Origin of the sequence: Aeromonas veronii, from assembly GCA_041319085.1 — a bacterium.
GTDB classification, from domain to species: Bacteria; Pseudomonadota; Gammaproteobacteria; order Enterobacterales; family Aeromonadaceae; genus Aeromonas; species Aeromonas veronii_F.
Genome location: CP101033.1, coordinates 4,079,187 through 4,102,500 on the forward strand (window position 1 = coordinate 4,079,187; position 23,314 = coordinate 4,102,500).

Consider the following 23,314-nt stretch of genomic DNA (forward strand, 5'->3'; position numbering starts at 1 on the left):
GCCCGTTGCACAACTCGCCTCTCTATGCCGCTATCGACCTCGGCTCCAACAGCTTTCATATGCTGGTGGTGCGCGAGGTCGCCGGTGCCCTGCGCACCGTCGCCAAGGTCAAACGCAAGGTGCGCCTCGCCGCCGGGCTCGATCAGGAATTTCGTCTCAACCGCGCCGCCATGGAGCGGGGCTGGGACTGTTTGCGTCTCTTCTCCGAACAGTTGCAGGACATTCCGGCCGACAATATCCGGGTGGTGGGCACCGCCACCTTGCGCCTCGCCACCAACGTCGATGAGTTCCTCAGCGAAGCGGAACGGGTGCTCAACCACAGCATCGAGATCATCTCGGGCGAGGAAGAGGCCAAAACCATCTACGAAGGGGTCTCCTGGACCTCTGCCGGGGAAGGCAACCGACTGGTGATCGACATCGGCGGCGCCAGTACCGAACTGGTGATCGGCGAACATAGCGAAGCAAAACTGCTCAACAGCCTGCACATGGGCTGCGTCACCTGGCTCAACAATCACTTCGGTGATGGCGAGCTCTCCGAAGCCCGTTTCGAGCAGGCGATTGCCGCCGCCAAGGCGGTGCTGGAGAAGGTGGCGGAAGATTACCGCGCCCTCGGCTGGCGCACCTGCGTCGGCGCCTCCGGCACGGTACAGGCGCTGCAAGAGATCATGCTGGCGCAAGGGAAGAGCGAACGGGTCACTCTGCCGAAACTGCAGGAGCTGATGGGCCAGGCCATCGCCTGCGGCAAGCTGGATCGGCTGCAACTGGAAGGGCTGGCGGCCGAACGGCTGACCGTGTTCCCCTCCGGCCTCGCCATCCTGATCGCCATCTTCGAAACCCTGAATATCGAGAGCATGACCCTCGCGGGTGGCGCCCTGCGTGAAGGGCTGATCTACGGTCTGCTTGGCAACAATCACGACTGTGATGCCCGGGATCGCACCGCCGACAGCCTGATCAGCCGCTATCAGCTGGATAAAGAGCACGCCGAACGGGTGCGCGATACCGCCGTTGAGGCGTTCAACCAGCTGCAACCGGCCTGGCGCCTCTCCAAACGCTACGGTCGCCCAATCTTGCGTTATGCCGCGCTGCTGCACGAGATCGGCCTCTGTATCGAGTACAAGAAGGCGCCGCAACACGCCGCCTACATCATCGACAACATCGACATGCCGGGCTTTACCCCCGCGCAAAAGAAGCTGTTGTCGGCCCTGCTGTTCAACCAGCGGGACGAATTCAAGCTGGAACCGCTGGAGAAACAGGGTGCCGTCACCGCTCGTCAGGCGATCCGGCTGGCCCGTATCCTGCGCATCGCGCTGATCCTCTGCATGCGCCGCACCCAGGGCACAGTACCCAGCTTCACCCTGCAGGCAGAAGAGGAGTCAATGACCCTGACCCTGCCCAAGGGCTGGATGGATGAACACTACCTGCGCGCCAGCGAGCTGCGGCTCGAGGTGGAACGCCAGCAGAAGATGGGCTGGCCGACCCGCGTACAGGAAGCCTGACTCAGCAACCAGGCTGTTTTGGAGCCGATCATGCCGGATTATCAACCCATCAGCTGCGATCTCTACGACTGGCTCGAAATTGCTGCCAGCTGGCAACTGCCAGTGACCCTCACCAGTCGCGAGGGTCGCCAGTGGGATGACAAAATCCGCACCATCGAAGCCAGCGAAGGGATCGAGTATCTGCTGCTGCACTGTGGCGAGCGGCTCAGCCTGGCGGATCTGGCGACCCTGCGCCTGAACTGGCAAGAGGAAGAGAAGCTGATCCACTTCGCGCCAACCAACTGAATCCAATACGAAAAAGGAGGGCCAACATGACGTTGGCCCTCCTTTTTTACATCCGCAACTCGCACTGGCCGTTAACCCGCCACCAATGCCGCCATCACGTAGACATCGAAGCGGTTGCTCTTGGTCTCGATGGCCATGCTGGGTTTGTGCTCGTTGAGCCAGCCCGCATAGTCCGGCCGCTTCACCACCACCCGCTTCTCAGCCATCTTGAGCGCGGCAGGCAGCAGGACATCCGCATCGAGATCCGGCCCCACCAGCGACTGGAACACCCGCATCTCTTTTTTCACCAGCGCCGACTTCTGCTTGTGAGGGAACATGGGGTCGAGGTAGATCACCTCGGGCCGCTCCGGCAGCGCCAGCAGGTTGTCCACCGCCGGGCCCTGCAGCAGTTGCATCCGCTCGCTGACCCAGGGGCCAATCTCGGGATCCTGCGCAGCCCGCGCCAGCCCGTCCTGCAACAGAGCAGCCACCACAGGGCTGCGTTCGATCAGGGTCACCTTGCAACCGAGGGAGGCGAGCACGAAGGCATCGCGCCCCAGCCCGGCGGTGGCATCCACCACGGTCGGTGTGGCACCGGCCTTGAGCCCCACTGCCTTGGCGATGGACTGGCCGCGACCACCGCCAAATTTGCGACGATGTGCCACCGCCCCTTCCACGAAGTCCACATAGACGGCCCCCAGCTTGGGCTCATCCAGCTTGCGCAGTTCCAGTCGGTCTTCAGTCAGTACCAGCGCAAACGGGGCCGGAAACTCCACGTCGGCAAGGCGTAAACGCAGAGCGTCGAGCTCGCCATCAAGGGCGGGGACTTCACTGAAAACCTGAATATGGGGCATAGAAGGCAGACTCATGGCACGTACAGAAGCGGCCATGATAACAGAAGCGGTGGATCAGCTCACGACAGTGAGGTTCATCCCCTGACGGTTGAGGGCGAGGTAATCGATCAGGTCGTCATAGGCCAGCGGGCGACTGAGCAGGTAGCCTTGGGTGAAGGCACACCCCTTTTGGCAGAGGAAGTTGAACTGCTCGCGGGTCTCAACCCCCTCGATCACCACCTGCATGCCGAGGTTGTGCACTATGTTGATGATGCCATCGAGCAGCATCCGATCCTGCTCGTTGAAGGGGATATGGCGCACGAAAGAGCGGTCGATCTTGACCAGATCGACCGGGAAGGTGCGCAGATAGTTGAGGGCCGAGTAGCCGGTACCGAAATCGTCGATGGCCAGCTTGCAACCCGCCTCGCGCAGGGCATCGATCCGCACTCTGTGCTGATCGCTGCTCTCCATCAGCAGAGATTCGGTGATTTCGATGACGATGTCGGCAGGATCGAGCCCGAAATGCTGGATCACCTTGAGCCACTCGCTCGCCTCAGGGTCGATGGTCTGGAACTCCATGGTGGAGCGGTTGATCGACATCTGCAGATCCGGGAAGCCGGACTGCTGCAACCGCGCCAGATCCCGGCATGACTGCCACAATACCAGCGCCCCCAGCCCCTGAATCAACCCCGCCTCTTCTGCCAACGGAATGAACTCGGCAGGAGAGACCTGTCCCCATTGAGGGTTATACCAGCGCACCAGTGCTTCCAGCTTGGCGACCCGTCCACTGCGGTTGTCCCAGATCGGCTGGTAGGCCATGGTCAGCTGACCCTGCTTGATCGCTTCGGCCAAATCCTGCTGCATCTGGTGGCGCTGGCGCACCTCCTCCCGCATGGACGAGCAGTAGGTACCGAGCAACCGTCCCTGCCGCTTTGCCGCAAACAGCGCCTGCTCGGCGTTGCGCAGCAACTCATCGCTCTCGCTGCCATCGACCGGACAAAGGGTCATGCCGATGGTCGCGGTCACATAGAGATGCTGGTTGGCCAGCATGAAGGGGCGGGCGAAGCTGCCGATCACCTGCTTGGCAAACACCTCGGCCTGACGGCGAGTGACGATACCGGGCACCAGAAAGGCGAACTCGTCGCCACCAATGCGGGCCACCAAATCTTCGGTGCGCACCCGGCTCACCAGTCGATCCGACACCTCTCGCAGCAAGGCATCGCCAGCATGATGATCCATGCTGTTGTTGACCGCCTTGAAGTTGTTGAGGTCGAGCACCATCAGCGCAAAACGCTCGCCCCGCTCGCAGAAGCGGGTGAGGCAGCGGCCAAACAGCCAGCGGTTGGGCAGGCTGGTGAGGTTGTCATAGTTGGCCTGGGTCGCGATCTTCTGTTCAGCCACCTTGGTCTGGGAAAGATCGCTGAAAATGGCGATATATTGCTGAATTTTGCCAGCTTCGCGCAGAGTACTGATCATCACCTGCTGCGGGTAGAGCTTGCCGTTCTTGCGCTTGTTCCACACCTCACCCCGCCACACCCCCACCTGCTCCAGCGCGTGGTACATGTCGGCATAGAAGGTCTGGTCATGCAGCCCGGACTTGAGGATGCTGGGGCGCAGGCCACGCACCTCTTCTGCGCTGTAGCCGGTGATCTGCTCGAACGCCGGATTGACCGACATAATACGGCTATCGGCATCACACACCAGGATCGCCTCGGAGAGGTTGTCATAGACCCGGTGGGAGAGCTTGAGCTGCTCTGCGTGATGTTTGAAGGTGTCGATGTTCTCCAGCAGCACCATCAGATAGTCCGGCTGCTGCTGCTCGTCGCGGATCAGGGTGACCGTCACCCGCCCCCACAGGATCTCGCCCCCCTTGCGGAAGTAGCGTTTCTCCTGAGTGAAACTGCTGCGCTCGCCACGTCGAATCTCTTCGTAGCACTCGAGGCTGCGCTGCCAATCCTCCGGGTGATTGATGTCGGAGATGGCGCGATGGAGCAGCTCGTCGAGGGGATAGCCCAGCATCTTCTCGATGGCCGGGTTGGCCCAGAGAATTCGGCCGGTGAGATCGAGCTTGCCGATCCCCACCGGAGCCTGAAACAGCATGCTCTGCAGCACATCGGGGGTGTCAGGCAAGAGCTGAGGCTGCTGGCGTTGCAACATCAGCGCCAACTCGCGCCCGGCCAGCGGCCCCAGCAACCGGAGCAGCCCCATCACCTTGGTCATATTGGCCTGCGGCTGACGATAGAGCAGGCAGCAGACACCGATGGTCTCGCCATCCGCATCTTTGAGGGCGATCCCGGCGTAGGCCTGGGCTTGCCACAGATCGGCAAGCGGCATCGCAGGGAACAGCTGCAACAGACGATCGCTGAACCAGGCTTCGCCCTCCTGCCAGGTAATGGCATCGGGAGAGTCAGTCAGGGGCAGCGTCAGAGTATCGGGGGCAAGAGAGGAGGGGTAAGCTGCCTGCACCGTCAGGAGGGTATCATTTGATGCCCCACTGACGATCAGGACGACATCAGCCATCACAGCAGCGGCGATTTCACTCACAAAAGTATCGAAATATCCCTGGCCGCTCGAATGAGCCAGACTGGAGATGATTTGATAGACGGAATCGAGTGCTCGCCTCATGGCAAGTGGCTTTCTCTCCTTGAAGGTTATAACACGACTCTACTGAAGAGCCGTGAGCAGTGCAAATATGCAATCAGCAAGATATTAAAAAGCCTCGAAAAAAGGGACCAAATGGTCCCTTTTAGTCGCATAAATCATGCCTTGATCCCACTGTGTCGCAAAAGTGTACCTGCTTGAAGCTCACTCGGGCGGCGGGTCAGGAACCTCAGGCAGCGATCCCGCTGTGTCGCAGCAATGCATCCACCTTGGGCTCGCGACCCCGGAAGGCTCTGAACAGCTCCATCGGCTCCTTCGAGCCCCCCTTCTCCAGAATATTCTTCAGGAAGGATTGGCCGGTCACCGGGTTGAAGATCCCCTCCTCCTCGAAGCGGGAGAAGGCATCGGCAGAGAGCACCTCGGCCCACTTGTAGCTGTAGTAACCCGCCGCATAGCCACCCGCGAAGATGTGGGAGAAGCTGTGCTGGAAGCGGTTGAACGCCGGTGGCGTCATCACGGCCACCTGACTGCGCACCTCGTCCAGCAGCGCCGGAAGCTGCGCCGGATTGGCCGGGTCAAACTCCTGATGGAGACGGAAGTCGAACAGGGCGAACTCCAGCTGACGCAGCATCTGCATCGCCGCCTGGAAGTTGCGGGCAGTCAGCATTTTCTCCAGCAGATCGGCAGGCAATGGCTCACCGGTCTCGTAATGGCCGGAGATAAAGGCCAGCGCCTCGGACTCCCAGCACCAGTTCTCGAGGAACTGGCTCGGCAGCTCCACCGCATCCCAGGCCACGCCGTTGATACCGGCGACACCGGCCACATCGATGCGAGTCAGCATGTGGTGAATGCCGTGGCCAAACTCGTGGAACAGGGTGACCACTTCGTTGTGGGTGAACAGTGCAGGCTTGCCATCCACCGGGCCGTTGAAATTGCAGGTCAGGTAGGCCACCGGCTTTTGCAGCGAGCCATCCTGACGGTAGCGACGACCCAGGCAGACATCCATCCAGGCGCCACCCTGCTTGTGCTCGCGGGCATAGAGGTCGAGATAGAAGCTGCCACGCAGCTCGTCATCAGCATCGAAGATGTCGTAGAAGCGCACGTCCGGGTGCCAGGTATCGATGCCGAGGCGCTCGCGCACCTTCATGCCGAACACCCGCTTCACCACTTCAAACAACCCCTTCACCACCTTGCTGGCGGGGAAGTAGGGGCGCAGCTGCTCATCGGAGATGGAGAACTTGTGCTGCTTGAGCTTCTCGGCGTAGTAGCCGAGATCCCAGGCGGCCAGCTCGCTCTGGCCGTGCTGCTCGGCGGCGAAGGCGCGGATCTCCTCCAGCTCTGCTTTGCCTTGCGGCAGGGATTTGGCCGCCAGATCGGTGAGGAAGCGCACCACCTGTTCGGTCTTGTCCGCCATCTTGGTGGCCAGGGAGAGCTCGGCATAGTTGGCAAAACCCAGCAGCTGGGCCAGTTCGCGGCGCAGGGTGAGCAGCTCGCTCATGATGGCTGAGTTGTCCCACTTGCCCGCATTGGGGCCCTGATCGGAGGCGCGGGTGGTGAAGGCCTCATACATCTCGGCACGCAGTTCGCGGTTGTCGGCATACATCATCACCGGCAGGTAAGAGGGGATATCCAGAGTGAACAGCCACCCCTCTTTGCCCTTTAGCTCGGCCATCTGACGGGCAGCGGCACGCACGCTATCGGGCAGACCGGCCAGTTCAGATTCATCGGCCACCAGCTTGTGCCAGCCTTGGGTCGCATCCAGCACGTTGTTGCTGAAGCGGGAGGCCAGCTCGGAGAGGCGGGCCTGAATTTCACCGTAGCGCTGTTGCGCCTCGGCAGGCAGACCGATGCCGGAGAGGCGGAAGTCACGCAGGGTATTCTGGATCTCCTTGCGCTGGGCGCCGCTCAGCAGCGGGAAATCATCGCTCTGGGAGAGGGCCAGATAGGCCTGATAGAGCCCTTCATGCTGACCGACATAGGTCTGGAATTCGGAGAGCAGTGGCAGGCAGGCATCATGGGCCTCGCGCAGCGCTTCGCTGTTGAGTACGGAGTTGAGGTGGCTGACCGGTGACCAGATCCGTGACAGACGATCATTTACCTCTTCCAGCGGGGCAATCAGGCTATCCCAGGTATGGGGATCACGCTGGGCCAGCACATCGCTGATCTTCTGTTTGCAATCGGCAATGGCCTGCATCACGGCAGGCTGGACCTGGTCGGGCTGGATCTGGCTGAAAGGGGGCAGCGAGTCCATTGTCAGCAAAGGGTTATTCATCCCGGTTACCTCTTGTTTGGTCTTGAACAGACCGCTTTAGCAGCTCTGTATGGCTTTCTAACATGTGGCCAAGTTACGCAATAATCAAGCTTCAATCCGCCGGTTGACACTGTTTTCCCTTCTTTGTGAGCTCAAACACCTCTCTGCCAGGCACTGGACGCCAACAGCATGAATAGTAGGTACTTTTTTGTTCTTGTTGCTGTTTTTCGCGCTCTCTGGCCAGCAGACTGCAAACCAAATCCAACCGGTATTAAAGCACGACACACCTGCGCCTCTGCGGCCCCTTAACCGCCCGAAAAATAACTAAACGAAAAAATAATAACTAAAACAAATCATATACATACATTGATTAATTTGTTTTTAAGAGCATATCATTAGCAACCTGTCACTCAGGCCACTTGATTCTCTGTGCCACACGGAGAACGGGTGAAAAAGGCAAAGTGACCCGAAAGGGCGCGACGCAAAGCTACCGGTCTAAAGGAGATTTCCTATGACAGCGGGGCTGCCCCCGGGAGCGTTCAGCCACGGTTGTTCGCTCCGTTTGTACCGTATGGAGATATCAAGATGAACAAATTGAAGTTATCCCTGCTGGGCTGTCTGCTCGGCATGGGAGCGCCCATGGCGCAGGCCGCATCGGCCGCTCAGGCTATGATCAATCCCCAATCCGGTGTCGTTGTCGGTTACTGGCACAACTGGTGTGACGGCTCGGGCTACAAGGGCGGCATCGCCCCCTGCGTCAAGCTGGATCAGGTCAACCCGCAATACAACGTGGTCGATGTCTCCTTTATGAAGGTCTACGACGGCAGTGCCATCCCCACCTTCAAACTCGACCCGGCCATCGGCATGAGCGAAAGCCAGTTTATCGAGCAGATTGCCGAGCTGAACCGTCAGGGCCGTGCCGTGCTGCTGGCGCTGGGCGGTGCCGATGCGCACATCGAGCTGCGCAAGGGTCAGGAGCAAGCCTTTGCCGACGAGATCATCCGTCAGGTGGAGACCTATGGCTTCGACGGGCTGGATATCGATCTGGAACAGGCCGCCATCACCGCCGCCGACAACCAGACCGTGATCCCGGCGGCCCTGCGTCTGGTCAAGGATCACTACCGCGCCCAGGGGAAAAATTTCCTCATCACCATGGCGCCGGAGTTCCCCTATCTGACCCAGACCGGTGCCTACATCCCCTATATCCGCAATCTGGAAGGCTATTACGACTGGATCAACCCCCAGTTCTACAACCAGGGTGGCGACGGTATCTACATCGATGGCATCGGCTGGATTGCCCAGAACAACGACGCCCTGAAAGAAGAGTTCATCTACTACATGGCGGATTCGCTGAGCAACGGCACCCGTGGCTTCTACAAGATCCCCCATGACAAGCTGGTGTTCGGTATTCCGACCAACATCGACGCCGCCGCCACCGGCTTTGTGCAGGATCCGCAGAAGCTCTACAACGCCTTCAACCGCCTGAAGAGCGAGGGGCAACCGCTGCGTGGCGTGATGACCTGGTCCATCAACTGGGACATGGGCCGCAACGCCGCCGGTCAGTCCTACAACGAATCCTTCATCAAGAGCTACGGCCCCTTCATCCACGATCAGGAGATCACCCCGCCGGTCGACAACGGCAAGCCGATGTTCAGCGGCCTGAGCGATACCCGCATCAAGCAGGGCACCGCCTTTGATCCGTTGGCCGGTGTCAGCGCCAACGACAAGGAAGATGGCGACCTGACTGGCCAGATCCAGGTGGAAGGTTCGGTAGAGAGCCAGCGCATCGGCCTCTACCCCCTCACCTACAAGGTGAGCGATCGCGACAACAACGTCACCGAGCAGGTACGCACCATCGAGGTCTACAGCATGAAGCCGGTATTCAGTGGCGTCACCGATACCACGCTGGAGCTGGGTACCCCCTTCGATCCGATGACCGGCGTCAGCGCCCACGATGAGGAAGATGGCGACCTGACCGCCCAAATCAAGGTCAGCGGCAGCGTCGACAGCAGCAAGGTCGGCCGCTACACCCTCACCTATCAGGTGAGCGACAGCGCAGGCCAATTGGTTACCCAGCAGCGCAACGTGACAGTCAGGGAGCAGGGTGCCGTCTGTGAAAACAGCTGGGATGCCAAGAAGGTCTACGTGGGCGGCGACATCGTCAGCCACAACGGCAAGAACTGGCTGGCAGGCTGGTGGACCCAGAACGACGAGCCGGGCACCACGGGTGACTGGGGCGTCTGGCGCGTACAGGGCGATAGCGACTGTGATGGTGGTAGCAAGCCGCCGGTGATCGGCAGCAGCGACTTCACCGTCAGCGCCATGGCGAGCGAGTACACCATAGTCAACGGTCAGGTCAGCATCCGCTTCAACGTGACCACTGCCAACCCGGTACAGATCACTGCCACTCTGGAACAAGGCGGCCGCAGCCACGGTACCACCAGCAGCCAGGTGAACGGCACCAGCACCCTGGTACTGCAGGGCAGCAATGTGATCGATGGCAGCTACGACGTGGTCATCACCGGTCTGGCGGACGGCCAGCAGCCGGTGGTGCAGCGCTTCCCGGTTGCGCTGACCGAAGAGAGCAGCGGGGATGGCGAAGGTGACTACCCGGCCTACGCCCCCAACACCGGCTATCAGGCCGGTGATCGGGTCAGCAATGCCGGTGGCAACTACGAGTGCAAACCCTGGCCCTACAGCGGCTGGTGTGGCGGCTCGACCAGCCACTATGCGCCGGGTACCGGCACTGCCTGGAGCGATGCCTGGACCAAGCTGTAATCAGCTAGCCATAACAAAGAGGGGGAGCCATCGGCTCCCCCTCTCGTTTATTCCTTCAACCCAGATTAACGGGCATCTTCCTTCAACCACTGCGCCACACGCTTGGCGAAGTAGGTGAGGATGCCGTCGGCCCCGGCCCGCTTGAAGCAGAGCAGGGACTCCATGATGCTCTCCTTCTCTTTCAGCCAGCCGTTCTGGATCGCCGCCATGTGCATGGCGTACTCGCCGCTGACCTGATAGGCAAAGGTCGGCACGCCGAACTGATCCTTCACCTGACGGATCACGTCCAGATAGGGCATGCCCGGCTTGACCATCACGCTGTCGGCCCCTTCCTGAATATCCAGCGCCACCTCGTGCAGGGCTTCGTTGCTGTTGGCCGGATCCATCTGGTAGGTGGCCTTGTTGCTCTTGCCGAGGTTACCGGCAGAGCCAACCGCATCGCGGAACGGGCCGTAGTAGCAGGAGGCGTACTTGGCGGAGTAGGCCATGATCTGGGTGTTGATGAAGCCGTTCTCTTCCAGCGCGGCGCGGATGACGCCGATGCGACCATCCATCATGTCGGACGGCGCGACGATATCGACCCCGGCCTCGGCGTGGGAGAGCGCCTGCTTGATCAGGATCTCGGTGGTGATGTCGTTCAGCACATAGCCTTCATCATCGATGATGCCGTCCTGACCGTGGGTGGTGAACGGATCGAGCGCCACGTCGGTGATGACCCCGAGCTCCGGGAAGCGGGCCTTGAGGGCACGCACGGTACGCTGGGCCAGTCCGTTCGGGCTGTAGGCCTCTTCCGCCATCAGGCTCTTGCTCTCCAGCGGGGTGACCGGGAACAGGGCGATGGCAGGTACGCCCAGCTCCACCAGTTCAGCAGCTTCCTCCAGCAGCAGATCGATGGAGAGACGCTCCACCCCTGGCATGGAGGGAACGGCTTCCCGACGGTTCTCCCCCTCCAGCACGAACACCGGATAGATGAGATCGTTGACGGTCAGTACGTTCTCGCGCACCAGACGACGGCTGAAATCATGTTTGCGCAGACGGCGCAGGCGGCGGCCCGGAAAGGCGCCCGGAAGAGTTATAGCCATGAATCACTCCTGGAGAGGAAGTTGGAAGAACGCGGCGGAGGTGGCCCGGGTGTGGGCCAGCAAGGCCTCGGGCGCTTCACCACGACAGGCCGCCACCACTTGGGCGATGTGCGGCAAAAAAGCGGGTTCGTTGCGTTTCGGGCGGGGTTTCAGATCCCGCGGCACCAGATAGGGGGCGTCGGTCTCGATCATCAGGCGGCCAGCTGGAATACGGGCCACCTGCTCGCGCAACAGCTGGCCGCGGCGTTCGTCGCAGAGCCAGCCGGTCACCCCGATATGCAGCCCCAGCTCCAGACACTGGTCCAGCTCCTCGTCGGAACCGGTGAAGCAGTGCAGCACGGCTCCCGGCAGCTTCGGCAACCAGGGACGGAGGATCTCGATAAAACGGGCGTGGGCATCGCGGCAGTGGAGAAACACCGGCATCCCGAGCTCGGCCGCCAGTGCCAGCTGGGCGTCGAATACCGCATCCTGCACCGGACGGGGTGAGAAATCGCGGTTGTAGTCGAGACCGCACTCACCGATGGCCACCACCTGCGGCAAGGCTGCCAGCTCGCGCAAGGCGGGCAGGGTCGCCGCATCGACGCTCTTGGCATCGTGGGGATGGACCCCGGCGGTGGAGAAGCAGTAGCCCGGCCAAAGGGCGGCCAACTCGGCGCTCTCGCGGCTGCCAGCGAGATCGGTACCGGTCAGGATCAGCGCCTCTACTCCGGCTGCGCGGGCACGGGCCACCAGCTCCGCCTGCTCGCCGGCGAACTGGCTGCTGGTCAGGTTTAAACCGATATCGATCATGGGATGAGACGTTCCGAACAAAAGGAAGACATATCAGGTATTTGAAAACCATCTACCGAATGGGGCCTTACCATACGCCTCGAACGGGAGCATGAAAAGAGGAAGGGAGCCTCAGCTCCCCTCGTTCTACTATTCCTGCGGACTTCGTCATCCTCTCGCCGTCCGGCAAAAAAGGTGACGAACAGAGCCTCAGCTCTCCCCATCCGGTTGTTCCTGTTGCTCTTCATCCTCTTTGTTCACGTAGAAGCGGGCGAAGAACAGACCTATCTCCCACAGCGCCCACATCGGGATGGCGAGCAGGGTCTGGGAGAAGACATCAGGCGGCGTCAGCAGCATGCCGACCACAAACACCCCGACGACGACGTAGGGACGCTTCTCCTTCAGGTTCTTGGGCGTGGTCACCCCGGTCCAGCACAGCAGTATGGTGGCGACCGGAATTTCGAACGCCACCCCGAACGCGAAGAACAGGGTCAGTACGAAGTCCAGATAGCTGGCGATATCGGTCGCCACCGTCACCCCGGCGGGTGCGGTACTGGTGAAGAAACCGAACACTAGCGGGAACACCACATAGTAGGCGAACGCCATGCCGGCATAGAACAGCACGGCACTGGAGGCGACCAACGGCATGATCAGCCGCCGCTCATGCTGGTACAGACCGGGGGCGATAAAGGCCCAGGCCTGATAGAGCAGATAGGGGATCGCCGCGAAGAAGGAGACCACCAGGGTCAGCTTGATCGGCGTCAGGAAGGGGGTCGCCACATCCGTCGCGATCATGCTGGTCCCTTCCGGCAGCTGGCTGAGCAGCGGCTGGGCCACGAAGTCGTAGATATTGTTGGAGAAGTAGATCAGCGCCAGAAACACCACGAGGATGGCGGTAATGGAGCGCAGCAAACGGGTTCTCAGCTCAACCAGATGGCTGATCAGGGGTTGTTCGGCCTGACTCATGGCTTCACCTCCCCTTTTGCTGCAGAATCGCTGACCGGCACCGGCTCGCTCTCCCGCTGGCTATTGACCGGTGGCACGTCGTGGCTCAGCTGCACCGCAGGCTCCACCGGCGTGGCAGGCTCAGCCTGGGCGACCGGCTCGGGGCGCGGCGGACGGATCTCGTTCTCCACCTGATAAGGGCGATTGACCGACTGGGCCGCCGCCTTGAGCTGTTCGATGGACTCCTGCAGCTCGGGGCTCAGGTTGCTCATCTGCAACTGTTCTGCCTTCTTGAGGTCGTTATGCAGCTCTTGCAACTTGAGCTCCTGCTCCAGCTCGGACTTGACCGAGTTCGCGGTCGAACGAATGAGGCGGATCCAGTGGGTAGCCGTGCGGATGGCAACCGGCAGCCGCTCGGGCCCCAGTACCACCAGTGCTACCACACCGATAACGACCAGCTCCCAAAAACCGATATCGAACATGGCTTAGGCCTGGTCTTTGTCTTTCTGCTTGGCCGGCTCACTGCTCTGAGTGGCCGCTTCGTTCAGCTGTTTCGGGGGAAACTCGGCATCTTTCTGCTCGACCTTGGCATCAGCCGGCTCGTCGGAGAGGGCTTTCTTGAACCCTTTGACCGCCGCACCCAGATCACCGCCAATGCCGCGCAGTTTCTTGGTACCGAACAGCAGCACGACGATGACTGCAATGATCAACAATTGCCAAATACTGATACCACCCATGATTTTCTCTCCAGAGCAGGCGCCTGATGGCGCGGTTTTTGTTTAATGGGAACGGGTTCGCAGCCAGCCAAGCAGCCAGCAGATCCCGGCACCGGTGAGGCTGATTTGTCCCCACTCGATGTGTTGTTTTTGGGTCAGCAAGAATACACCCGCCAATAGCAGGCTGGCTCCCACCCCTAAGAGGTAGCGTGCCTGCCCCTGGCGGCGGCTGTGACGCCGAAACTCGGCAAACATCTGGTCAAAGTGGTGCTGCTGATGGCGGGTCTGACGCAGGGTCTCGTAGACCAGCTCGGGCAGTTCCGGCAGCTTCTCCGCCCAGAATGGCGCCTTCTCCTTGATGGCATTCAATACCGACTTGGGCCCCACCTGCTCGTGCATCCAGTTTTCGAGGAACGGCTTGGCGGTCTGCCACAAATCGAGCTGCGGGTAGAGCTGACGCCCCAACCCTTCCACATAGAGCAGGGTCTTCTGCAGCAGCACCAGCTGCGGCTGCACCGCCATATGGAAGCGGCGCGCGGTGTTGAACAGGTTGAGCAGCACGTGACCGAACGAGATTTCGGAGAGCGGCTTCTCGAAGATGGGCTCCAGCACGGTGCGGATGGCGAATTCGAACTCGTCCACCTTGGTATCTGCCGGCACCCAACCCGACTCCACGTGCAGCTCCGCCACCCGGCGATAGTCACGGTTGAAGAAGGCGAGGAAGTTCTCCGCCAGATAGCGCTTGTCTTCCCGGTTGAGGGTACCGACGATGCCGCAGTCGATACCGATCCAGAGCGGGTTCTCCGGGTGTTCGTAAGAGACGAAGATGTTGCCCGGATGCATGTCGGCGTGGAAGAAGCTGTCGCGGAACACCTGGGTGAAGAAGACCTCCACCCCACGCTCGGCCAGCAGCTTCATGTTGGTGCCGTTGGCTTCCAGCGCAGCGATATCGGAGACCGGTATGCCGTAGATGCGCTCCATCACCAGCACCTGCTCACGACAGAGATCGGTGATGATTTCAGGCACATAGAGCGCCTCTGAGCCGGTGAAGTTGCGCCGCAGCTGGATGGCGTTGGCCGCTTCGCGCATCAGGTTGAGCTCGTCGAGGATGGTCTTGCGATACTCCTCCACCACCTCGATGGGGCGCAGTCGCGCACTCTGGGGCACAAAGCGCGCTACCAGACGGGCCAGTGCCCGCATCAGGCGCAGATCGGCATCGATGACCGGCTCGATGTCGGGACGGATCACCTTGATGACTATCTCGCGGCCACTCTCCCTCAGCCGGGCGGTATGCACCTGGGCGATGGAGGCCGACGCCAGCGGCGTCTCGTCGAAGTCATCGAACAGGGTCTCGATAGGGCAACCCAGACTGCGCTCAATCTGCTGACGTGCTGCCTGACCGCAGAAGGGGGGCACTCTGTCCTGCAGCAGGGCCAGCTCCTCGGCGATATCTGGCGGCAGCAAGTCACGCCGGGTCGAGAGCATCTGGCCAAACTTGATGAAGATGGGGCCGAGCGCCTCAAAGGCGAGGCGGATACGGGCGCCACGGCTGAGATCAGGTTGCTTGTTCTTGAGCCAGAACAGGGAGCGACGAGCCAGACGACCCGGCCAGGGTTGATAGCGAGCGGGCACCAACTCGTCGATGCCCCGCTCCAGCAGGATGGTGATGATGCGATAGAGGCGTTTGAACTCTTTCGGGGTCATCAGGCCACCTGCTGTTCGAGTCGAGCCAGCCGCAGTTCAACGGCCTTGAGCTGCTGGGCCAGCACCTCGACATCATCGTTGAAGCTCGCCACTTCCAGCGGGCCGGGGGCGAGGCGGGCCTCTTCGGTCAGATATTCCGCCAGCTGGCTGCGGGTGCGGCACAGCTCGCGGCCGACCAGGCGGCGCGCCTGACGGGCACCACTGAACAGAGTGTGGGCCAGCACGTCGCCGGTATAACGCGACAGCTCCTCTTCCCAGTCGATATCCAGCTCGCCCAGCAGCACGCTGAATGCCTGTACCAGCTGGGGATCGCCGCTCAGATCCAGTTTCTCCTCGCGGATATAACGGGTCAGGGCGGACGGGTCTTTCAGCAGACCGAGGGCGGTCAGCGACAGGCTGAGCACCGCATCGGCCTCCCCTTCATGCAGGGCCAGCACATCCAGCCGACGCTCGGAGAAGACAAACCAGAGCGGCTTGAGTTCACGCAGCTCCAGCTTGAGCACCTTGCCCACCAGTTTGCGCAGCTGCTCCGGGCTCTGTTTGTCCAGCGCCAGCAACTGGTTGAGGCTGGTTTCGATCACCGCGGTGACCATGGCATCCAGTTGTATCGGGATTGACATAGGCAACCTTAAAACTTGTAACCGCGGTGCAGGGCGACCACACCCTGAGTCAGATTGAAGTACTCCACCTGCTCGAAACCGACATTTTCCATCATGCCAGCCAGGGTCTGCTGATCCGGGTGCATGCGGATGGACTCTGCCAGATATTTGTAGCTTTCACCGTCGTTCGCGACGATTTCGCCCATTTTCGGCAGCAGTTTGAAGGAGTAGAGGTCATAAAGCTTGGCGATCACTTCGCTGACCGGCTTGGAAAACTCCAGCACCAACAGACGGCCACCCGGCTTGAGCACCCGGAACATGGAGGCGAGCGCCTTGTCCTTGTCGGTGACGTTGCGCAAGCCGAAGCCGATGGTAATCACATCGAAGTGGTTATCCGGGAAGGGGAGCGCTTCGGCGTTGGCCTGCACGTAGGAGACGTTGTTGGCGACCCCCAGATTGCGCAGCTTGTCGCGGCCCACTTTCAGCATGGAGTCGTTGATATCCGCCAGCACCACCTGACCGGTCTCGCCGACGATGCGGGAGAACTTGGCGGTCAGATCACCGGTACCACCGGCCAGATCCAGCACCTTCTGTCCCTTGCGAACACCGGAGCAGTCGATGGTGAAACGCTTCCACAGGCGGTGGATGCCGAACGACATCAGATCGTTCATCAGATCATACTTGGCTGCCACCGAATGGAAGACACCTGCTACCAGAGTTTCCTTCTCGGTCGCGGCCACGGTTTTAAAGCCAAAATGCGTTGTCGTTGCTTGTTCTGACATCCCTTAAACACCCATAGAGCAAAGAATGGCCGCCAGTTTACCAGAGCCACTGGCGTCCGGACACCTTAAACGCGGCTCGCAACCAACTGCATGCCCAGCACAACCATGGCCAGACAGAGGAACAGATTGAGACCGATATTGAGCAGCGCTTTCAGATAGGCGCCATGTTGGGCCAGCACTACCGTATCGAGGGCAAAGGAAGAAAATGTGGTCAGGGCACCGAGGATCCCCACCATCAGCAGTGGCTTCATCGGATGTTCGACGATATGGCCGTGACTGATGAGGGCGTAGGCCACCCCCATGATGAAGGAGCCCACCACGTTGACCACCAGAGTGCCATAGGGGAAGTGGCGGCCCAGCAGCAGCGCCATCAGTTCGGCAATGCCGAAACGCAGGCAGGCGCCGATGGCTCCGCCGGCAGCAACAAATAACCAAGTTTGCATGGAGTCACTCCCTCAGGATAAGGCCGCCATTATGTCGCAATGGCGGCCCTTGTGCCCAGAGGCGGAACTAATCGCCACACTCCCTGATTGAAATCTCAGCGACGAAAATCGATCGGCTCAGATTGACCCAGCACGATCTCGGTCTGGGCCGGTCGGGTCTGGGCAATCACCTTGCCATGGCGGATCGAATAACGCACCGGCACCTGACGACGCACCGCATCGAAGCCGTTGTCGGCGGGCAGGATCAGCAGGTTGGCCGGTTTGCCCACCTCGATGCCATAGCGATCCTGCACATTCAGGGTACGGGCGCTGTGGCTGCTGATCAGCTTCAAACCGTCGTTGATCTGCTCGTAGCCCATAATTTGGCAGACATGCAGCCCCATGTGCAGCACCTGCAACATGTTGGCGGTGCCCATGGGATACCAGGGATCGAACACGTCGTCGTGGCCGAAGCAGACGTTGATGTTCGCCTCCAGCATTTCCTTGACCCGGGTAATACCACGGCGCTTGGGATAGGTATCGAACCGCCCCTGCAGGTGGATATTTACCAGCGGATTGGCGACAAAGTTGAGGTCCGCCATCTTGAGCAACCGGAACAGACGGGAAGCATAGGCCCCGTTGTAGGAGTGCATGGCGGTGGTATGGCTGGCAGTGACTCTATGACCGATACCGCGCTCGTAGGCCAGGGTAGCCAGCGTCTCGATAAAGCGGGACTGCTCGTCATCAATCTCGTCGCAGTGCACATCGACCAGAACCTGATACTTCTCGGCAAGATCGAAGATATAGTGCAGACTTTCGACCCCATATTCCCGGGTAAACTCGAAGTGGGGGATCGCACCAATCACATCGGCCCCCAGCTTGAGCGCCTCCTCCAGCAGTGCCTTGCCGTTGGGGTAGGAGAGGATCCCCTCCTGCGGGAAAGCGACGATCTGCAGCTCGACCCACTCCTTCATCTCCTCCCGCACTTCCAGCATCGCCTTCAGCGCGACCAGATTGGGATCGGAGACATCGACGTGAGTACGCACAAACTGGATGCCGTTGGCGATCTGCCACTTCAGTGTCTGGATGGCGCGCTGTTTCACATCCTCATGGGTCAGCAGCGCCTTGCGCTCGGCCCAGCGCTCGATCCCCTCGAACAGGGTGCCGGAGAGGTTCCAGCTCGGCTCACCGGCCGTCTGGGTGGTATCGAGGTGAATGTGGGGCTCGATAAAGGGGGCGATAGCCAGACCGCCCTCCCCGTCCAGCACCCGACCAGCGACGGCATGCTCGTCATGGGGTTCGATGGCGGTGATGACCCCATCCTGACAGCGGATCTGCCACAACCCTTCCCGATCGGCAAAACGAATATGTTGAATCAGCATTTGCTAGCTTCCTGTACCAGAACCGGCCGCTGGGTGAGGCGAACCAGAATGAAATAGGTGAAGGCGGCGCCCAATACCGCGTTGAGTGGCACTATGCCCGGCAGCCACTTGCCGACAGCTACCCCGACTGCCGTGGCGACCAGCGCCTGCCAGCGCACCGTCTCAAACTGCTGATCGGCAAACTGACGGTAACGCTCACGATTGAGCAGGAAATCCATGATGATAATGCCACCGATAGGGGGAATTGCCGTACTCAAAAAGGCCAGCCAGCCGACAAAGTTGTTGTAAAGCCAGAGGGCACAGGCGGTACCAATCAGACCGTTGATCACGCTGAGTGGCTTGCTCTTGAGGCCGGTAATGTTGGCAAAACCGAGGCCAGAGGCATAGAGGGCGTTGTCGTTGGTGGTCCAGATATTGAGGCCCAGTACCAGAATGGCGGGGATCAGCAGCCCCTGCATCAGCATCACTTCCGAAATATCAGCCTGACCGGTCACCGCCGCGCCAGCTGCACCGAAGATAAACATCAGAGTGTTGCCCAAAAAAAACGCCACCATGGTAATCATGACGGCGCCCCAGGGTTTGCGACCAAATCGGACAAAGTCGGCGGTTAGAGTTCCTGCACTGATAAAGGAACCTACCACCATGGTCAGCGCCGTGGTGAGCTCGATGGGATTGGTCGGTTGCACCTGCTGCAACGTCGCCATGCCACCGGTCGAGGTCACCGCCAGCCAGACCGAGTAACCGCCGAGCAACGCAATGGCCGGTACGGCCACAAAGCTCAGCACCATCAGGGCGGAGATCCCGAAGTAGACGGTCGCCGTCATCAGAATGCCCGAAATGGCGATCAGCCAGTTCACATCAATGCCGGTCGCCTTCTGTACCGGCAGCGCAAACATCGCCACGCCGACACCGAACCAGCCGACCTGAGTGCCGCCCAGCAGCAGCGAAGGCAGCCAGGAACCTTTCACCCCAAAGGAGTAACGGGCCAGCAGATGGGTAGAGAGACCGGTTGAAGCACCGATATAACCGAGACAGGCGGTGTAGATCCCCAGCAGCAAGTTGCCGATCAGTACCGCCTTGATGAAGTCATCGAATATCAGCCCGGTACCCAACGCACCGCCGGTCCACATGCTGGCAGAGAAGAAGGTCAGGCCGAGCATCACCAGCATCAGCGACAGCACACCTTTGCGCCCCTTGGCGGGAACCGCCCCCAAACAATATTCCTTATCCTGCGCCATGCTCTCTCTCCACGTAATAGGCAAAACGCGCCGGATTTTACATGTAAAACGTTTTACGTCAATCAAACCACGATGAATATCGGGAAATTAATAGCTTTTGTGGTCAAACGAACCACAAAAATGGAGAAATGTGGAGAAGTATGAAACCCTGAGAAATGGGGATCAGCAGAGAATATGGTGACGTTTTACCGAGAGACAAATGCAAAAAAGCCTCCCTTTTCAGGGAGGCTTTTGCTTTCATGGTGCTGATACCCAGAGTCGAACTGGGGACCTCATCCTTACCAAGGATGCGCTCTACCAACTGAGCCATATCAGCACACTAACCGGTAAAGACCGCACTGTGTGCGCTATCTAAATCTTCTGTCCAACACAACCTGACGTTGTATCGCGACCAACCACATCGCTGCAGTTGCTTAATTGATGCCTGGCAGTGTCCTACTCTCGCATGGCGAATGCCACACTACCATCGGCGCTACCGCGTTTCACTTCTGAGTTCGGCATGGGATCAGGTGGTTCCACGGCGCTATGGCCGCCAGGCAAATTCTTTAATCCAGAAAGCTGACGTGAGTAGTGATGTTGCGCTTGGCTTGTCACTATCACTGAATTAGGTAAGTAGTTCGCTTGGTATTTGCTACAAGCCTTAGAACACTTCTTGGGTGTTGTATGGTTAAGCCTCACGGGTAATTAGTATGGGTTAGCTCAACACATCACTGCGCTTACACACCCCACCTATCAACGTTGTGGTCTCCAACGGCCCTTTAGGACCCTCAAGGGGTCAGGGATGACTCATCTCAGGGCTCGCTTCCCGCTTAGATGCTTTCAGCGGTTATCGATTCCGAACTTAGCTACCGGGCAGTGCCACTGGCGTGACAACCCGAACACCAGAGGTTCGTTCACTCCGGTCCTCTCGTACTAGGAGCAACTCCCTTCAATCATCCAACGCCCACGGCAGATAGGGACCGAACTGTCTCACGACGTTCTGAACCCAGCTCGCGTACCACTTTAAATGGCGAACAGCCATACCCTTGGGACCGACTTCAGCCCCAGGATGTGATGAGCCGACATCGAGGTGCCAAACACCGCCGTCGATATGAACTCTTGGGCGGTATCAGCCTGTTATCCCCGGAGTACCTTTTATCCGTTGAGCGATGGCCCTTCCATTCAGAACCACCGGATCACTATGACCTACTTTCGTACCTGCTCGACCTGTCCGTCTCGCAGTTAAGCTGGCTTATGCCATTGCACTAACCTCCTGATGTCCGACCAGGATTAGCCAACCTTCGTGCTCCTCCGTTACTCTTTGGGAGGAGACCGCCCCAGTCAAACTACCCACCAGGCACTGTCCGCGACCCAGATTATGGGCCTGCGTTAGAACATCAAACATACAAGGGTGGTATTTCAAGGTCGGCTCCAGCGCAACTGGCGTCACGCCTTCAAAGCCTCCCACCTATCCTACACATGTAGGTTCAATGTTCAGTGCCAAGCTGTAGTAAAGGTTCACGGGGTCTTTCCGTCTAGCCGCGGGTACACCGCATCTTCACGGCGAATTCGATTTCACTGAGTCTCGGGTGGAGACAGCATGGCCATGGTTACACCATTCGTGCAGGTCGGAACTTACCCGACAAGGAATTTCGCTACCTTAGGACCGTTATAGTTACGGCCGCCGTTTACCGGGGCTTCGATCAAGAGCTTCGCTTGCGCTAACCCCATCAATTAACCTTCCGGCACCGGGCAGGTGTCACACCCTATACGTCCACTTTCGTGTTTGCAGAGTGCTGTGTTTTTGATAAACAGTCCCAGCCATCTGGTCACTGCGACTCCCAACTGCTCCATCCGCAAGGGACTTCACTGTCAAGAGCGAACCTTCTCCCGAAGTTACGGTTCTATTTTGCCTAGTTCCTTCACCCGAGTTCTCTCAAGCGCCTTGGTATTCTCTACCCGACCACCTGTGTCGGTTTGGGGTACGATGACTTGTAATCTGAAGCTTAGAGGCTTTTCCTGGAAGCAGGGCATCAATGGCTTCCGCACCGTAGTGCGTTCGTCTCGTGTCTCAGTGTTGTGTCTCCGGATTTGCCTAGAAACACCACCTACGCACTTTCACCAGGACAACCGTCGCCTGGCCCACCTAGCCTTCTCCGTCCCCCCATCGCAATTACAAGTCGTGCAGGAATATTAACCTGCTTCCCATCGACTACGCCTTTCGGCCTCGCCTTAGGGGTCGACTCACCCTGCCCCGATTAACGTTGGACAGGAACCCTTGGTCTTCCGGCGAGGAGGCTTTTCACCCCCTTTATCGTTACTTACGTCAGCATTCGCACTTCTGATATCTCCAGCATACCTCTCGATACACCTTCGCAGACTTACAGAACGCTCCCCTACCACTCACACATAAGTGTGAATCCGCGGCTTCGGTGCCTGGTTTGAGCCCCGTTACATCTTCCGCGCAGGCCGACTCGACTAGTGAGCTATTACGCTTTCTTTAAATGATGGCTGCTTCTAAGCCAACATCCTAGCTGTCTGAGCCTTCCCACATCGTTTCCCACTTAACCAGAACTTTGGGACCTTAGCCGGCGGTCTGGGTTGTTTCCCTCTTCACGACGGACGTTAGCACCCGCCGTGTGTCTCCCGGATAGTACTTACTGGTATTCGGAGTTTGCATGGGGTTGGTAAGTCGGGATGACCCCCTAGCCCAAACAGTGCTCTACCCCCAGTAGTATTCGTCCGAGGCGCTACCTAAATAGCTTTCGGGGAGAACCAGCTATCTCCGAGTTTGATTGGCCTTTCACCCCCAGCCACAGGTCATCCCCTAACTTTGCAACGTTAGTGGGTTCGGTCCTCCAGTTGATGTTACTCAACCTTCAACCTGCCCATGGCTAGATCACCCGGTTTCGGGTCTACACCTTGCAACTAGACGCCCAGTTAAGACTCGGTTTCCCTACGGCTCCCCTATACGGTTAACCTCGCTACAAAATGTAAGTCGCTGACCCATTATACAAAAGGTACGCAGTCACCCCGAAGGGCTCCCACTGCTTGTACGTACACGGTTTCAGGTTCTATTTCACTCCCCTCACAGGGGTTCTTTTCGCCTTTCCCTCACGGTACTGGTTCACTATCGGTCAGTCAGGAGTATTTAGCCTTGGAGGATGGTCCCCCCATATTCAGACAGGATGTCACGTGTCCCGCCCTACTCGATTTCACTTCAAGGTCGTTTTCATGTACGGGGCTATCACCCTGTATCGCCGGCCTTTCCAGGACCGTTCCACTAACTTCCAAGATGCTTAAGGGCTAATCCCCGTTCGCTCGCCGCTACTGAGGGAATCTCGGTTGATTTCTTTTCCTCGGGGTACTTAGATGTTTCAGTTCTCCCGGTTCGCCTCGTTACACTATGTATTCATGTAACGATACCCAAGTTATCTTGGGTGGGTTTCCCCATTCGGAAATCTGTGAGTAATA

16 protein-coding genes, 1 tRNA gene, 2 rRNA genes, 1 pseudogene and 1 riboswitch (1 of these 21 running past the window's edge) are annotated in these 23,314 nt (G+C 59.2%); of the genes and pseudogenes, 3 read left to right on the plus strand and 17 right to left on the minus strand.

Annotated elements, in window-relative coordinates; translation table 11 throughout:
• Nucleotides 1-5: 5 nt before the first annotated feature.
• Entirely contained in the window at nt 6-1,496 is a 1,491-nt protein-coding gene (gene gppA / locus NMD14_19425; protein ID XEI32820.1) for a guanosine-5'-triphosphate,3'-diphosphate diphosphatase, read from the plus strand.
• A 30-nt stretch (nt 1,497-1,526) separates the two neighbouring features.
• Entirely contained in the window at nt 1,527-1,781 is a 255-nt protein-coding gene (locus NMD14_19430) for a modulator protein (protein ID XEI32821.1), read from the plus strand.
• Between the two features lie 71 nt (nt 1,782-1,852).
• On the opposite strand, the gene NMD14_19435 is transcribed toward NMD14_19430, so the two are convergent.
• The 3 genes from NMD14_19435 to prlC all read right to left on the minus strand — a co-directional run bounded on the left by NMD14_19435 (nt 1,853) and on the right by prlC (nt 7,466).
• On the minus strand, nt 1,853-2,605 hold the full coding sequence (locus NMD14_19435; protein ID XEI34804.1) for a class I SAM-dependent methyltransferase: 753 nt from the start codon (nt 2,603-2,605) through the stop codon (nt 1,853-1,855).
• A gap of 63 nt (nt 2,606-2,668) precedes the next feature.
• Nucleotides 2,669-5,218 (minus strand): EAL domain-containing protein, encoded by a 2,550-nt coding sequence (locus NMD14_19440; GenBank protein ID XEI32822.1) that lies wholly within the window; start codon nt 5,216-5,218, stop codon nt 2,669-2,671.
• A gap of 205 nt (nt 5,219-5,423) precedes the next feature.
• Nucleotides 5,424-7,466 carry an oligopeptidase A gene (prlC, locus tag NMD14_19445; GenBank protein XEI32823.1) on the minus strand — a complete coding sequence of 681 codons (2,043 nt, stop codon included), beginning with the start codon at nt 7,464-7,466 and terminating at the stop codon, nt 5,424-5,426.
• A gap of 424 nt (nt 7,467-7,890) precedes the next feature.
• Nucleotides 7,891-7,976: riboswitch (cyclic di-GMP riboswitch) on the plus strand.
• A gap of 138 nt (nt 7,977-8,114) precedes the next feature.
• Between prlC and NMD14_19450 the strand changes: the two are divergent.
• Nucleotides 8,115-9,479, plus strand: a pseudogene (locus tag NMD14_19450) (glycosyl hydrolase family 18 protein).
• Between the two features lie 809 nt (nt 9,480-10,288).
• Here the strand turns inward: NMD14_19450 and hemB are convergent.
• From hemB to NMD14_19520, 14 genes are all read right to left on the minus strand, one after another.
• Nucleotides 10,289-11,305 (minus strand): porphobilinogen synthase, encoded by a 1,017-nt coding sequence (gene hemB / locus NMD14_19455; GenBank protein XEI32824.1) that lies wholly within the window; start codon nt 11,303-11,305, stop codon nt 10,289-10,291.
• 3 nt (nt 11,306-11,308) lie between these two features.
• A complete protein-coding gene (locus NMD14_19460; protein ID XEI32825.1) occupies nt 11,309-12,094 on the minus strand; it encodes a TatD family hydrolase in 786 nt (261 codons plus the stop codon).
• A 189-nt stretch (nt 12,095-12,283) separates the two neighbouring features.
• Complete coding sequence (gene tatC, locus NMD14_19465) at nt 12,284-13,039, minus strand: twin-arginine translocase subunit TatC (protein ID XEI32826.1); 756 nt, start codon at nt 13,037-13,039, stop codon at nt 12,284-12,286.
• Nucleotides 13,036-13,500, minus strand: a complete 465-nt coding sequence (gene tatB / locus NMD14_19470) for a Sec-independent protein translocase protein TatB (protein XEI32827.1) — start codon at nt 13,498-13,500, stop codon at nt 13,036-13,038. Before tatB ends, tatC begins: the two co-directional genes overlap by 4 nt.
• Nucleotides 13,501-13,503: 3 nt before the next feature.
• Nucleotides 13,504-13,755, minus strand: a complete 252-nt coding sequence (gene tatA / locus NMD14_19475) for a Sec-independent protein translocase subunit TatA (GenBank protein XEI32828.1) — start codon at nt 13,753-13,755, stop codon at nt 13,504-13,506.
• 42 nt (nt 13,756-13,797) lie between these two features.
• Nucleotides 13,798-15,438, minus strand: coding sequence for a ubiquinone biosynthesis regulatory protein kinase UbiB (ubiB, locus tag NMD14_19480; GenBank protein XEI32829.1), 1,641 nt, complete (start codon nt 15,436-15,438; stop codon nt 13,798-13,800).
• Complete coding sequence (locus tag NMD14_19485; protein XEI34805.1) at nt 15,438-16,046, minus strand: SCP2 sterol-binding domain-containing protein; 609 nt, start codon at nt 16,044-16,046, stop codon at nt 15,438-15,440. Before NMD14_19485 ends, ubiB begins: the two co-directional genes overlap by 1 nt.
• A 20-nt stretch (nt 16,047-16,066) precedes the next feature.
• The gene (gene ubiE, locus NMD14_19490; GenBank protein XEI32830.1) at nt 16,067-16,819 is read right to left on the minus strand and encodes a bifunctional demethylmenaquinone methyltransferase/2-methoxy-6-polyprenyl-1,4-benzoquinol methylase UbiE; all 753 of its coding nucleotides are present in this window, start codon (nt 16,817-16,819) and stop codon (nt 16,067-16,069) included.
• 65 nt (nt 16,820-16,884) lie between these two features.
• Nucleotides 16,885-17,262: a fluoride efflux transporter CrcB gene (crcB, locus tag NMD14_19495; protein XEI32831.1), complete on the minus strand. Its 378-nt coding sequence runs from the start codon at nt 17,260-17,262 to the stop codon at nt 16,885-16,887.
• Between the two features lie 95 nt (nt 17,263-17,357).
• The gene (locus tag NMD14_19500; GenBank protein XEI32832.1) at nt 17,358-18,623 is read right to left on the minus strand and encodes a cytosine deaminase; all 1,266 of its coding nucleotides are present in this window, start codon (nt 18,621-18,623) and stop codon (nt 17,358-17,360) included.
• Entirely contained in the window at nt 18,617-19,861 is a 1,245-nt protein-coding gene (codB, locus tag NMD14_19505; GenBank protein XEI32833.1) for a cytosine permease, read from the minus strand. The genes NMD14_19500 and codB overlap by 7 nt, the downstream gene beginning before the upstream one ends.
• Before the next feature lie 240 nt (nt 19,862-20,101).
• A tRNA-Thr gene (locus tag NMD14_19510) sits at nt 20,102-20,177 on the minus strand.
• Nucleotides 20,178-20,283: 106 nt separating this feature from the next.
• Nucleotides 20,284-20,398 (minus strand): 5S ribosomal RNA (gene rrf / locus NMD14_19515).
• Between the two features lie 126 nt (nt 20,399-20,524).
• Nucleotides 20,525-23,314 (minus strand): 23S ribosomal RNA (locus tag NMD14_19520); it runs 99 nt beyond the window's last position.

What these genes read in the sequence shown, in the direction of transcription:
- NMD14_19430 (XEI32821.1), top strand. Translation starts at nt 1,527, where the DNA reads ATGCCGGATTATCAACCCATCAGCTGCGATCTCTACGACTGGCTCGAA.
- NMD14_19440 (XEI32822.1), bottom strand. Translation starts at nt 5,218, where the DNA reads ATGAGGCGAGCACTCGATTCCGTCTATCAAATCATCTCCAGTCTGGCT.
- prlC (XEI32823.1), bottom strand. Translation starts at nt 7,466, where the DNA reads ATGAATAACCCTTTGCTGACAATGGACTCGCTGCCCCCTTTCAGCCAG.
- hemB (XEI32824.1), bottom strand. Translation starts at nt 11,305, where the DNA reads ATGGCTATAACTCTTCCGGGCGCCTTTCCGGGCCGCCGCCTGCGCCGT.
- NMD14_19460 (XEI32825.1), bottom strand. Translation starts at nt 12,094, where the DNA reads ATGATCGATATCGGTTTAAACCTGACCAGCAGCCAGTTCGCCGGCGAG.
- tatC (XEI32826.1), bottom strand. Translation starts at nt 13,039, where the DNA reads ATGAGTCAGGCCGAACAACCCCTGATCAGCCATCTGGTTGAGCTGAGA.
- tatB (XEI32827.1), bottom strand. Translation starts at nt 13,500, where the DNA reads ATGTTCGATATCGGTTTTTGGGAGCTGGTCGTTATCGGTGTGGTAGCA.
- tatA (XEI32828.1), bottom strand. Translation starts at nt 13,755, where the DNA reads ATGGGTGGTATCAGTATTTGGCAATTGTTGATCATTGCAGTCATCGTC.
- ubiB (XEI32829.1), bottom strand. Translation starts at nt 15,438, where the DNA reads ATGACCCCGAAAGAGTTCAAACGCCTCTATCGCATCATCACCATCCTG.
- ubiE (XEI32830.1), bottom strand. Translation starts at nt 16,819, where the DNA reads ATGTCAGAACAAGCAACGACAACGCATTTTGGCTTTAAAACCGTGGCC.
- crcB (XEI32831.1), bottom strand. Translation starts at nt 17,262, where the DNA reads ATGCAAACTTGGTTATTTGTTGCTGCCGGCGGAGCCATCGGCGCCTGC.
- NMD14_19500 (XEI32832.1), bottom strand. Translation starts at nt 18,623, where the DNA reads ATGCTGATTCAACATATTCGTTTTGCCGATCGGGAAGGGTTGTGGCAG.
- codB (XEI32833.1), bottom strand. Translation starts at nt 19,861, where the DNA reads ATGGCGCAGGATAAGGAATATTGTTTGGGGGCGGTTCCCGCCAAGGGG.